The sequence below is a fragment of the Thermoclostridium stercorarium subsp. stercorarium DSM 8532 genome, from assembly GCF_000331995.1.
GTDB lineage: Bacteria > Bacillota > Clostridia > DSM-8532 > DSM-8532 > Thermoclostridium > Thermoclostridium stercorarium.
On the sequence record NC_020134.1, the window covers coordinates 2,458,462 to 2,471,954 of the forward strand.

Genomic DNA, 13,493 nt, shown 5'->3' on the forward strand with positions numbered 1-13,493 from the left:
TCTATAAGGATATATCGTAAATTTTTTCATTTAACTTAATAACAACACACCATTTACATCCATTCTTTGTTCAAAAGCCGCATTGAGAAAATCATAAAAGCCTTAATTTCTTAATTGTCCGAACAATTTCCATAAAAAATCAAATAACAGTATTGAATTTTTATTCGTTATAATGTATAATTATACAATCATTCCCCCTGGAGGTGTGTTATGAAACATTTAATAAGCTTAAGTGACTGGACTTCAGAAGAAATAGTTGAAGTGCTGGATTTGGCCGACAGGCTGAAATATGAAAACAAAAACCGGATTGCCCATAATCACTATCTGAGAGGTAAAACGCTGGGTATGATTTTCTCCAAGTCGTCAACCCGCACCCGTGTTTCCTTTGAAGTAGGAATACACCAGTTAGGCGGATACGCCCTGTATTTAAACGCTTCGGACATACAGCTCGGGCGGGGTGAAACAATTCACGATACCGCCAGAACACTGTCCCGTTATCTGGACGGCATTATGATCCGCACATATAAACAAAAAGACGTGGAAGACCTGGCGGCATACGGCGATATTCCAGTAATAAACGGGTTAACCGACGAGCTGCATCCATGTCAGATACTTGCCGATTTAATGACAATACGGGAAAAGAAGGGTAAGCTTAAAGGTCTTAAACTTTGCTATGTCGGCGACGGAAACAATGTGGCTCATTCGCTGATGATAGGCTGTGCGAAGACCGGGGTTGATATTTCAGTGGCAACACCTGAGGAATATACATGCATGGACAAGTATGTCAACATAGCAAAACAAATCGCATTGGAGACCGGAAGCAGGGTTGAAATACTTACTAATCCGAAGGACGCCGTTAAGGACGCTGACATCGTATATACCGATACATGGGTCAGTATGGGTATGGAAAACGAAAAAGAAAAACGCGTTAAAGTATTTGCTCCTTACCAGGTGAACAGGGAACTGTTTTCACTCGCAAAACCCGATGCAATATTCATGCACTGCCTTCCGGCATACAGGGGGTATGAAGTTACCGAAGATGTAATAGACGGCCCCAATTCCGTTGTATTCGACGAGGCCGAGAACCGTCTTCATGCACAAAAGGCGGTAATGGTGAAACTTATGGCTGATTACGCCTGAGGAGGTATATTCTTGGAAAATTGCTTTGTTTTAAGGCATGCAGTGGTTTCTGATGCCGCTGAAATTCATGTCCTGTTACAGGAGGCTTTTAGGGAATACGCAGAATTTATAGGCGTAACCCAACTTGAGGCGTTAAATGAATCCATAAAGGACGTAGAATATGAAATAAAGAATAATACCGTATTTGTTGCAATCGCCGACGGTTGTATTATCGGAACAATACGTGTCCGGATATCGGGTGATGAAGCGTATATCAGCAGACTTGCCGTAAGCAAACCTCACCGCAACATGGGCGTGGGAGAATCCCTTATAAATCTCGTTGACAGGTTTCTTCAGTCAAAGGGTGTAAAAAAAGCAATCCTGTACACCGCCTCGAACAACCCTAACCTGGTTCGTTTTTATTACGGCAGGGGATTCTACATTGATTCGGTCAGTCATGAAAGAGGCTACCCGAGAGCCAGGATGATCAAGGAATACCGGAATATCGATACCGATGAGGAACTTTGCTCCTGCCATAACAGTCAGATAAACTCTTTTCGTTAAAATAAGCCGTTTACGTAAAAAAACACTTATGTAGGCTGAATGCCCTTTTTTCTTTTTCTGTTTCCTTTCGTCATTTGTCTATTCCAGGCTGTTTTTTACACATATTTACGTCAGCCATTATTCACTCCTATTTTGGTAATTTCATACCGGATCCGTTTACCATTAACTTCAAAAAAAACGTCTGCGAAATTCCTTTAACTCCGTAAAACCTTTCTTGGGGCGTAAAAGGGATAATTAAATCCGCCGTACAAACCCGTTTTCCCCTTAATTATAGACTGTCATATGAACTTATGGTAGAATTTCTGTGTTAACATAAAAATCCTTAGGGGCGTTGCAAAAATGAAACAGCATATCGTTAATTTGGGAAATCTGCTTATTACTTTATCCGAAACCATGGATTTATCCAACCCTCTCGTATACCAGCATCAGCACAGAACAGCGTATATAGCACTGGAGATTTCAAAAAACGCCGGTATCACAGGCAAGCAGCTTGAAAGCATTTTTACAGCCGCCCTGCTGCATGATATAGGTGCTCTTACGGTGGAAGAAAAAATACTGCTCCATAATAACGAATCCGAAAACGAAGAACTTCACACCATTCGCGGAGCGATTCTGTTAAGCCAGATACCGTGGCTGAAGGATATTTCAGAAATAGTCAGATTTCATCACAGAGACTGGAAGGACTGGAATGAAGGACTTGAAAATCCTCTGGTTTTATCCTCGCAAATTGTTTATCTGTCAGATCAGGTTGAAAGACTAATTGACAGGAACAGATACATTTTGCATCAGACCGATGATATAACAGAGGCCGTCCGGAAACTGCAAAAAGAGAATAAAGTCTGTGAAAAACTCGCAGCTCACTTTATTGATATTTCAAAAAAAGAAGCTTTCTGGCTGAATCTGGTCTCTCCCTCGCTGTCATCGATATTATTGCATAATGGCCCCTTTAACAGTGTTTTTATTGATATGCATGATATCATGCTGATTTCCGGCATGTACCGCGACCTGATAGATTTTAAGTCACCGTATACCGCAACGCATACCACAGGCGTTGCGGAATGCGCGTCAAAACTTGCTGAATTTTTAGGATTTGCCGAACTTGACATAAGGGATATGAAAATAGCCGGAAACTTCCATGATATCGGGAAACTTCTGATTCCCAACAGCATCATTGAGAAGCCCGGGAAATTAACCGACCGTGAATATGCCATAATGCGATGCCATTCCTACTATACATACAGAACTCTTAATTCCGTCGGCGGCTTGCAAAAAATTGCCGAATGGGCGGGCTATCACCATGAAAGGCTTGACGGCAGCGGTTATCCGTTCCGGTACAGTGGCGATGAAATCGGCACGGGGGCAAGAGTTATGGCGGTGGCCGACATATTTACCGCACTTCTTGAGGACAGACCCTACAGAAAAGGTATGGAAACAAACCAGATTTATAAAACGATAAAATCCATGGCGGACAATAACAAACTGGACAGGAAAATCACCGAATTGCTGTTTGACAATTTTGACGCCGTCTATACTCATGTCAGGGAAAAACAGGCCGCCGCAAAGCATTTTTATGATAAGACACTGGTGGCATGATAAAACCTTCTGCTTATAAAGCTGCCGGACGATTTATGCCTGCAAAAACCGTCCGGCAGTTTTTAGTTTTACATTATTTTAAAAACTGCTTCATGTATGGGTATAATTCTGACGCTTCGGAGCTCGGCCATCGCCTCTTCGGCTTTTTCAAGCCTTCCTGCCATCGTTGACGATACATCTATTTTTACATTCTTTTTTACGGGGTTCAGAACAAAAGTTATTTTATTACCCTTACCCGGATTCCATGCACTTTTCAGGCCAATTTCCCAGACCGATCCGTTATAGAAGTTATCGGAAATAAGTTCCCCGTCGACAAAAGCATTCCCTATGTCTCCCATATATTCAATCTGAATCAGGGCTTCCTTGCAGTCATCATAACTTTCCGGTATTTCCACTTCATATCTGAATTTCCCCAACTGTTTTACCGGAACAGAGACAATTCTCTCCTCCTCTTCGGTCCATTCAATCTCCACACCTTTCCATATTCCCTCTTCCACTTCACGGCAACTACCTGCTGTATCAATACGCTTCAAATTATGTGCGGGGTACATAAGCAATTTAACCTTTTGTCCGTTCATGCTTCTGTTTTCTATACGTATTTCAGCTCCGTCATATATAAGCGGGCTGTTACATAAAACTGCGGTTTCCCGGCCCCCGGCTTCTATCTTATAAAACATAAGGCTCTGTTCCCTTGTAAGTGTAACTATCCGGACCTCACCGTGTTTCCCGCCGATGACAAACGAAGACATTCTTCCGTTTTCGGGCCTGACCGATATCAGTTTTTCCGATACGCCCTTGCCGTCAATACTTTCAATTTCACCGCCGTCCCACACATATTCGGGCTCCATGCCTTCAGGGACAAAGAAGAAATATACAGGCGCCTTTTCATCGCGGATTACTGACAACAACTGCGCCTTTGCATAAATAAGTCTGTATCCCCCCACATCCAGATTAAAAGGCAATATTGCCTCTTCTCCCGCTGCAAGGGAAATACCGGGTATTTCAATCTCCCCGTCGCGTAATTTGATTACCACTGTTTCGTCAGCTTTTGGCTTGCATTCAACATGATCCTGGAAATTGTTTATAAACAGATAACCGCCTTTTCCGTCGGTTCTTGCGGCATATCTCAACGTATCCACGTCTTCGGGCCGGATGTCCTGCGAGCCTTCGGGCAGTATTGTGAAAGTTCTGCAAAAACTTTCAGTAAAATCCCGTACGAAAATGTGCAGTGCCTTAAGCCTGAAATAACTGGGCCTGAGCTGCCCGAACTCTCCGATTGGCGCCTGGTAGTCGTAGGATATTTTCGGGCACTGATGCTCATTTAAATACGGCAGTCTGGTTCCTTTCGGATTGCTTCCTCCGCGGTACATATAGTATCCGAGAAAATTACAGCCCCCCGCCAGCTTAATGTTTGCCATTGCATCCACGCTTTCATAGGGCAGCTGGAATCTGTAATTATAAAAACAGGTCATGCCGCCGCCCATTTCGCAGCACGCATACGGAAAGCTCTCCGGGGCGTATCTTGGCTCAAAATTATATGTCTTAGGTACTTTATTATTATGATAATCCCTGTATATATACTCCGGCGTGGCGGGGTGTTCCCCGTCGTAATTGTAGAATATCCACGGCCAGTACGCATATCCGCCCCATAACGGAAGCATTTCCCCGGTGGGGGTAATCGCTCCTCCCCATGCGGTGCACGTATAAAAAGGTGCGATAATTCCCTCTTCCTGGGCAATCTGTTTCAGTTTAATCATGTATTCATCACCGTCATGGCCTCCGGGAATCCACTCATTGGATGTACCGGTGGTCATCTCCCACGGCGCCGCGGAATGCATATATTCATTTTCTATCTGTACGCCGATAATCGGCCCCCCGTCCTTAAAATACAGCCCTTCAAATTGTTCCGCGTATTTTCGGTAAATACGCCTTGTATATTCAAGGAAATCGGGATCAAGGCTTCGCACTTCAAAGGGTTTTCCGTACAGCCAGTCGGGCAGGCCGCCGTTTCTGACCTCGCCGTGGCAGAAAGGCCCAATTCGCACTATTACGTACATTTGGTGCTTGTGGCACAGCTGAAGAAATTTCCGTATATTTCTGTTTCCGCTGAAATTGAATACTCCCTCTTCTTCCTCGTGGTGAATCCAGAAGCAATATGTGGATACGATATTAAGACCGCCCATTTTCATTTTTAGAATGGTATCTTCCCATCGACTTTCAGGTACTCTTGAATAATGGCACTCGCCGCTTATCGCAAAGAAAGGCCTGCCGTTGAATTCCATATAATAGTTCGTAAACGAAATCACGTTTCCGTCCGGATCGGTTCCACGGAATTTTTCGGAAAGAGGGAATATTCTTTTGTCTTCATAATTTGACAAATCCAAATGATAAACCGCCATACCCATACCCCTTCCTTTTTATGAATTCCGGCAAAGGCATACTTTTTAATAAATAAGCGCTAAGTTCTATCTGCAAGGTACCTTTGGTAAACCCTGCACATCATATGAGAAGGCTCAATTTTTACCGCTTCGTCAAGGAAATTCTTCGCCTTTTCAAAATTACCCAGTCCTATATTACCAAGGGCCATCAGGTAAAAGCAATGGGCACGGTTTCTTATTGTATAATCCTCCTCAAAAATTCCGAAATCAGGCAGTGAAACCGCAAAGTAATCAATTTTGACTTCATCGTCCAAATGCTGTTCACCGTAATCAATCAGGCGGTAAAACCGGGATTTTGCCTCTGCGATCCTTCCCAGTTTCTGATAAGCCAATCCCTGATACAGAATCATATCGGCAGGCTGGTCGTAATAATACATAATCCCTTTAGGTTCGTAATTTCCTTCTGTAGCCCGTTCATAACATTCCTTTGCCTCCTGGATTTTTCCCAGCGCCTCCAGCACCAGTCCAAGATTATAATAAATGTGGTTATCCTTCGTTCCTTCAAGTTTGCCTTCGCCCAGATTTTCGGGATATACAAGGGCCTGCCTCAGTAATCTCTCCGCATCGCAAAAATGTCCTTCAGCCTTCGCCTTTGCTGCCATCTCAAGAAGGGACAGCTTATACTGAGTTGCAATTTTGCCTTCCCCGCCTTCCCATGGATGGAACCTGTGCCCCATTATGCATTCGTAGGCCTTTTCATAATAACCGCACATGTTAAGCAGAGTTACGTATTCGGTGTATAAATCATCCCGTCTTTCAATCAATTCCTTATGTGCTTCATAATTTTTCAGACGTTCTTCAAAACTCATTCCCAGTTTTTTATACAACTGATCCAGTTCCATAAATACCCGCTCATCACGGGGATTCAGTCGAAACGCCTTTTCCATTTCCGCTTTGGCTTTGTCCCGGGCTTTCAGTTTGTTGTAATAGGCTACCGCCAGGTTCCGGTGAATTATGTAAAAATCAGGTTCTGCTTCAGCGGCTTCTTCCCACAGCAAAACCGCCTTCTGCCACTGCAGCTTGTCGTAATAGAGATTCCCAAGGTAGTATTTCGCTCTGACCCCGTTTCCGAAATCAATGGCAAAACGGAGCACCGCAATATCTTCCGGTTTGTTCGGGAAACAATAGTCTGTCGGGCGGCTTTCGGCTTCATTTATAAGTTCCCGAACATTGTCATCGCTTTCTCCCGTTAAATGCCTGTAGTATGCTTCATAATACTTCAGCATCGGGTATTTGCCCGTACATTCGTTAAGTAACGCCACTGCTTCTTCATAAGCGCCGAACTCAGCGTAATCCCTTGCTGTCATAAGATAGTTTTCATGGAAATTTCGCATTCTTCTGTTCAATTCCACTCTAAGTTCGGCACTGTTACCGTTTATAATAACTTTCTCGTTTCCCGACACGAAATCGAACGGATCCAGCCTGAGATTTTCTTCTATCAGCGCTTTGCATTCATTTATCCGTCCCAGTTTTCTGAGTATATATGCTTTCAGGCCTCTTGCCTTAATATTGTGGGAGTTCTTAACCAGTCCCCTTTCCACGTGTTCCAAAGCCTTTGTGAAATTTCCCTTTTTCGCATCGATTGCCGCCAGAAAATAATACGACATTTCCTGCTGTTCGTTGCTCCACGTCGCCTTATAGAAAGCGTCATAGGCCTCCTCGTCCCTGCCCTGGTATAAGAGGACCAGACCCAGAAGATAATAGCTTTCGCTGTTATATGGATTGGGGTTTCTTTCGGTCAATCGTTTCAATGCCGTCCTGAAATGTTTTTCTGCGTTTGCAAAATCGCCCCTTCTCATTAACAGCAGACCATAAGCGTTGTTAATTCTTATGTCTCCGGGATCCCTCTTCAGTCCCTCCAGATAATACGGATCGGGCAGATACGTAGCATGCCTGTACTGTTCAATATGAAGTCCGGTTAAATACAATTCCTCGTTCGTCATAATCTCGGTGGGATCCTTTGCAGCCTTTGCCGGTTCGGGCATCTTCTGAATTTCCTCAGGTTCCGGCTGATACTCCACAAGGCATTTTCCATCGGCAAAAACGCGCAGTTTCAGCTTCTCATCCTCCGCTTTCCCCAGACCTAATTCCTTTTTCTTTAAAATCCTTTTATAAACGTCCACAGGTGAAAGCTTAACATTTTCCCTGAAAATTTCGATCAAGCCGTAAGTCAATACTACCTCGGCATTTTCATAAATACCGGTGGCATAAGCGGCAATGAATATTTCCTCATCATTACAGCTTAAATTTATTGCGGCTTCTGCTGTAGCGTTTTTAACCTGTCCAATCTCCTTATAGGGCATGAAATACTGTCTGAAGGTTTTCTCTTCAAAAGGCTTTAGCCAGCTGAAATCGGGCTGATTGTCGGTATAAACGCCCGTCATCAGTTCGATATATGGCCCGTCCTCATCGGTCAGATTCCTCTCCCACGCCTTTCCAAAATCTCCACAACCCCACGTCCATTGTTTCTTTCCGGGTGAAATGTGATGATCGGCTACATGAAGTATTCCCGCTTTTTTCCCGTGATCATAACCGCCAATAAAGTCATATTTGGATTTCTCGGCCATGAATGAAGTGGGAACCGGAATATTCTTATAACGGGAAATATCCACACCCTCACTGTAATCCTTCTTATAGTAAATTCCTGTGGCAACCGGAAAACGTGAAACATCCCTCTTGCCGTGATCCATAACGGCGTGAACATCGGGCGGGAAAATTGACTGGGTATTTTCATTTGCCGGGAAAGCGGGATTTGCCCACCAGAGAAAAGTCTGCGGAAGATGCGTGCGGTTGTATAGCTGTCCTGTAATTTCAATATAAGCCTTTCCGGGGTAAAGGGTGATTTTTGCAATTGCCTTTGTGCCGTACATCTGATCCACGTCATGCAACAGCACCGACTTGCTCCCGTCTTCGTTATCAAAAAGAATAAAGTCCACCGGAAGGAAAGTGGTTGGTCTGTGATGCTGTGGCCAGTTGAATTCAATGCCCCCTGAAATCCACGGGCCCAACAGTCCTACCAGCGCGGGTTTTATTACCCTGTTGTGGTAAACAAAATCAAAACCGTTGGTCTTGTCGTATGCCCGCTGTATTCTGCCGCCCAGCTCGGGCAAAACCATAACTTTCAGATATTCATTTTCAAGAAAGACGGCGGTATATTCCTTGTCTTTCTTTTCATCGCAGATTTTTTCAATCACCGGGTACGGATACACTTTTCCGCTGCTTCCCTGATAAACCCGCTTTTCAAGAAACATTGGAACTTTTTCAGGTTCCCCTGTGCCATAAGTGGGTATTATAACTTTTTCAACCCAAGCCTTAACACCGTTCATAACCAATCACCTTTTTAAATTTATTTTTATTGTCATGGCTTTTCCTAATGTCACTTTTAATATAAACGATGCCCAAAGATGAAACATTATTTATAATTGCTGAGTTATTTAGAATTTTTGCTATTGCCTGTTTGCTTGTCAGTCCCTTAAAATATTGGTACAAACCGGTTCCGGAGGTGCATGTTATGAAGTCCTGCGAAGAGCTTGTCGCGCACGAATCGGAGTATTTCATCTATTATCCCAGCAAAACCGCCCAAAAGATGTTTCTCTATCCCCTATACGCCGGATATTTTATATACAAAAGCGGTTATTCACTGAGGAGAAACTCCTATGACAGCTTTTTAATCATGTATATCCAGAAAGGAAAACTTACTCTTGAATACGAAGGCCGTACACAGGATGTAACGGCAGGTAACTTTGTATTTATAGACTGCTATAAGCCGCACGCCTATTATTCAGATACCGGCTGGGAATCGCTCTGGTGCCACTTTGACGGCGTAACTGCAAGAGCACACTATGAAAGTATTGTTTCCCGCCTCGGAAATTCATTTTTTATGCCCGATCCCTATCCGGTGTTATCAAAGCTGTCGGCTATATATAACACTTTTTATTCGGGTGATGTCATCAAAGAACCCCTTATGTCCAAGTACCTTAACGATATTCTGACGGCCTTTCACCTGTATACCCCCAACAGTGTACTGCCCCGGGATTATATAAACGTAGTGGAGGAAACCATTTCCTATATCAACAAGAATTTTGCCCGGAACATTAACGTTGAACACCTGGCTGAACGGACCGGATTCAGCCCGTACCATTTTATCAGGATATTTAAGAAAGAAACAGGCCTGACGCCGTATGAATACATTGTCAACGTGCGCATCAATACGGCGAAATATCTGCTCAGAAACTCCCGCCTTTCGGTAAAGGATATCTGTTATTCCACGGGATTCTCCAGTGAAAGTGTCTTCTGCAGCGCCTTTAAAAGGCGCCTGGGCGTAACTCCCACCGAATACAGGACAATGAAAGGGAATTAAGCAGGTTGCCTAAACTAAAAAGTATATTATAATGATTATAAACTACTGTCATCAGGGAGATGAAAAAATGCGACTGTATATTATACGCCATGCTGATCCTGATTACGAAAACGATACGATAACCCCCGACGGGCATCTGGAAGCCAGGGCTCTTGCAGAGCGGATGCGCAGGACAGGGCTCGACAAAATATTCTGTTCACCGCTGGGACGGGCAATGGCAACAATGAAATATACCGCCGATGCTTTAGGCATGGACTATGAAATCCTGGACTGGACCAGGGAACTGCATGAATTATGGTTTGAAAACACCCCATGGGGCCCGTCGATGACATGGGATATTCCGGGTGAATTCATACGAAGCCGCGACACAATGCCAAACCATGAAACATGGATGAAGGAGGAGTTTTTTAACCAGCCAATTATTTCCGAAGCTTTTGAAAAAGTAAAAAAAGGTTCGGATGATTTTCTGAAGAGTCTGGGCTATGAGAGAATCGGTGGCAGGTACAGAATTTTAAAACGGAACACGTACAAAATTGCGGTCTTCTGTCATAACGGCCTTGCTCTGACGTGGCTTGCCCATCTTCTCGAAATTCCTTTGACATTAATGTGGTCGGGGTTCTGGCTTGCTCCGACGTCGGTGACCACCGTTCTTTTTGATGAACGCTCAGATGAGTGGGCTGTTCCGAGGTGTCTGTATGTAGGGGACATTTCTCATTTGTATCACGCCGGGCTGCAGGAAAAGCCAAGCGGCATAATCAGAAACTTTTATTAATTCCGGAAACGGGGATGGAGAAACCCAAATATCCATCCCTCTTAATTGCAATCTTGTTTAAAGGAAATTATCACTCCGATTACACAGAAACGGACTATAAAAATATAAGGCTTTCATTATGAGTAAGCGGAACTTTTTATGTAAAACGGAGTTTATACCGCTTTATATATTTCCTTGAATTTTTCAGCAAAAAATCCTTAAACAGATTAAGGTTCTCCACATCCTTTTTTCTTATTAATGTAGCCTGGTTTGCCGTTAAATATAAAATAAAACAGTCTTTGCTTTCCAATACGGCATAAAACTGATTATATTTCAATTCTCCTTTTGACCTGAGCGCATCATTTTCAAAAACAATCCTGTCGACATAAAATTTTAAAGTATTTACGTTGTCAAAAGTCCCGGTTTTGTCGGTTTTCACCCGTTTTGCGTTTACCCTCTCAACCTTCAGTACTACGGTTAATACCGCAACGGCATATAAAAACACCCAGCCTAAAATGAATTTTACCGCGCTAAAATTCCCGTTGTCAAAAACAATAACCAAACCGCCAAGCAGTGCAACAAAAATTTTAATCTTTTGTTTAAATTAAGTTCATATTTGCCAACTATAATGAAGGACAAGAAAAGGCAAAGTCAAACCCATATAAAATCAGAATATAAAAGGTGAAGATATGTTAAAAAGGAAAAGGCAAAGCAATACACAGCTCGTGGTGGCAGGGCGTCAGGTGGATATAGCCGACCAAATTCAGGATTTTCTTGAGTTAAGGCAACTGTATAATGCAGCAATGAGAAAAGTCAAAACCAAAGTTGAAATCCTGGGCGAGGAATTTCAGGTAAGGTATAACCACAATCCGATACATCATATTGAATGCAGGCTGAAAACCCCTCAAAGCATTATTGAAAAACTGAACCGCAAAGGATATGAATTAAGTCTGGAATCAATCAGGAAAAATATTATGGATATAGCGGGTATCCGTGTTATATGTAATTACATCGACGATATTTACACAATCGCGGATTTGTTACTGAAACAGGATGATGTTGCATTAGTCCGGAAAAGAGACTACATAGCCAACCCGAAAGAAAACGGGTACCGCAGTCTGCACCTTGTGGTTGTTACACCCGTGTTCTTGTCCGACAGGAAGGAACATGTTCCGGTGGAAGTTCAAATCCGTACCATTGCGATGGACTGCTGGGCCAGCCTTGAACACAATTTAATCTACAAATCCTCCAGACCGTTGCCCGATAACATTAAGGAACAATTAAAAGAATGCGCCGATGCAGTGAATGCCATTGATATGAAAATCCGGGATATTTACAGGCAATTATGGCAATTGTAATTTATTCCGCGGTTTTAAAATTATAAAGCGGGCGTATGATGTCGACTATTTCAACCGTATCCCGGATATTGTCAATAATTTCATCCATTGGCTTATACGCCAGAGCGCACTCGTCCAGAGTGTCATAATTGACGGTGGTGGTATATATGCCCTCCATGGTTTTTTTAAAATCCTCAAGGCTTATGGTTTCCTTTGCCTTTCTTCTGCTCATAATCCGTCCCGCGCCATGGGGTGCCGAATAATTCCATTCCCTGTTGCCCTTTCCTGTGCAGATCAGGCTTCCGTCCCTCATATTAAGGGGTATTAACACTCTTTCGCCTTTTTTGGCGGATATGGCGCCCTTTCTTAGAATCATGCCATCCAGATCAATATAGTTGTGGATTGTAGTAAACCTGTCTTCCTCCTCCAGACCCATTCTTGTCAAAATCTCATCAATAATGGCTTTGCGGTTATACACGGCATATTGCTGAACTATTTTCATGTCATTGAGGTAATTCCGGAAACTCTCCCCATGGACATAAGCCAGGTGCTTGCCTACATTAACGTCTTTCCTTCTAAGCTCCTCATACGCCAGTTTCTGATAATATTCCGCCACCTGTTTTCCAAGATGCCTGCTGCCTGTATGGACAACCAGGTACAGATTGTCATGGCTGTCCCTGTTGACTTCTATAAAATGGTTTCCGCCGCCAAGCGTTCCTATACTCAGTCTTGCCCTGTCAAGATTGACATGATTTTTGCAGGCAAGTCTGCTCAGATCAATATATTCAGCGTATTTATGAGGTTTTTTCCTGATATCGAAACCGGAAGGTATATAATCATAAATTATTCTGTCAAGCTTTTTAAAATCGATGTTTCTTTGCCTAAGTTTTACCGTTTCCATTCCACAGCCTATGTCCACACCCACCAGATTGGGCACAATTTTATCGGTAATTGTCATCGTGGTACCAATGGTACAGCCAATGCCCTCATGCACATCAGGCATAATTCTTATTATGCTGTCCTTTACAAATTCCTGATCACACAATTCCTTAATTTGATCCAATGCTCCGCTTTCCACATTGCATGTAAATATTTTGGCGGTATTGTATTTTCCTTTTACCAGAATCATCTTTTCACCCTTTATTTCGGTATCGGACTGTCGCTGAGAAGCTGACAAAATCGGCGGTTACATTAAGGACAAGGCAGTAAAGGCTGAAAACGGGAACAAGAAATTTTTGCAACTTAAGAAAAAGACAAGCCTTTGATACAAAGGTTTGTCTTTTAAAAAACGCCGGTAAAAAATTCAGAGGGCAGGCGGTTGCCATTCCCCC

10 protein-coding genes are annotated in these 13,493 nt (G+C 43.2%); 6 read left to right on the forward strand and 4 right to left on the reverse strand.

Features of this window, described 5'->3' with window-relative positions; translation table 11 throughout:
• The first annotated feature begins 210 nt into the window (after positions 1–210).
• The 3 genes from argF (at position 211) to CST_RS10635 (ending at position 3,276) form a co-directional block, all read left to right on the forward strand.
• A complete protein-coding gene (argF, locus tag CST_RS10625) occupies positions 211–1,140 on the forward strand; it encodes an ornithine carbamoyltransferase (RefSeq protein WP_015359908.1) in 930 nt (309 codons plus the stop codon).
• Positions 1,141–1,152: 12 nt separating this feature from the next.
• Entirely contained in the window at positions 1,153–1,683 is a 531-nt protein-coding gene (locus CST_RS10630; RefSeq protein ID WP_015359909.1) for a GNAT family N-acetyltransferase, read from the forward strand.
• Between the two features lie 339 nt (positions 1,684–2,022).
• Positions 2,023–3,276 carry an HD-GYP domain-containing protein gene (locus tag CST_RS10635; protein WP_015359910.1) on the forward strand — a complete coding sequence of 418 codons (1,254 nt, stop codon included), beginning with the start codon at positions 2,023–2,025 and terminating at the stop codon, positions 3,274–3,276.
• Between the two features lie 68 nt (positions 3,277–3,344).
• Here CST_RS10635 and CST_RS10640 read toward each other — a convergent pair whose 3' ends face one another.
• Positions 3,345–5,675 (reverse strand): beta-galactosidase, encoded by a 2,331-nt coding sequence (locus CST_RS10640; RefSeq protein WP_015359911.1) that lies wholly within the window; start codon positions 5,673–5,675, stop codon positions 3,345–3,347.
• A gap of 59 nt (positions 5,676–5,734) precedes the next feature.
• Positions 5,735–9,040, reverse strand: coding sequence for a DUF5107 domain-containing protein (locus CST_RS10645; RefSeq protein WP_015359912.1), 3,306 nt, complete (start codon positions 9,038–9,040; stop codon positions 5,735–5,737).
• A 185-nt stretch (positions 9,041–9,225) separates the two neighbouring features.
• Between CST_RS10645 and CST_RS10650 the strand changes: the two genes are divergently transcribed.
• On the forward strand, positions 9,226–10,074 hold the full coding sequence (locus tag CST_RS10650; protein ID WP_015359913.1) for a helix-turn-helix domain-containing protein: 849 nt from the start codon (positions 9,226–9,228) through the stop codon (positions 10,072–10,074).
• Positions 10,075–10,141: 67 nt separating this feature from the next.
• Complete coding sequence (locus CST_RS10655) at positions 10,142–10,846, forward strand: histidine phosphatase family protein (RefSeq protein ID WP_015359914.1); 705 nt, start codon at positions 10,142–10,144, stop codon at positions 10,844–10,846.
• 136 nt (positions 10,847–10,982) lie between these two features.
• Here CST_RS10655 and CST_RS10660 read toward each other — a convergent pair whose 3' ends face one another.
• Positions 10,983–11,330, reverse strand: a complete 348-nt coding sequence (locus tag CST_RS10660) for a YcxB family protein (RefSeq protein WP_242823551.1) — start codon at positions 11,328–11,330, stop codon at positions 10,983–10,985.
• A gap of 184 nt (positions 11,331–11,514) precedes the next feature.
• Here CST_RS10660 and CST_RS10665 point away from each other — a divergent pair, with 184 nt between their 5' ends.
• On the forward strand, positions 11,515–12,183 hold the full coding sequence (locus tag CST_RS10665; RefSeq protein WP_015359916.1) for a GTP pyrophosphokinase: 669 nt from the start codon (positions 11,515–11,517) through the stop codon (positions 12,181–12,183).
• Between the two features lies 1 nt (position 12,184).
• Here the strand turns inward: CST_RS10665 and CST_RS10670 are convergent, their stop codons facing one another.
• Positions 12,185–13,291 carry an RtcB family protein gene (locus CST_RS10670; protein ID WP_015359917.1) on the reverse strand — a complete coding sequence of 369 codons (1,107 nt, stop codon included), beginning with the start codon at positions 13,289–13,291 and terminating at the stop codon, positions 12,185–12,187.
• Between the last annotated feature and the right edge of the window lie 202 nt (positions 13,292–13,493).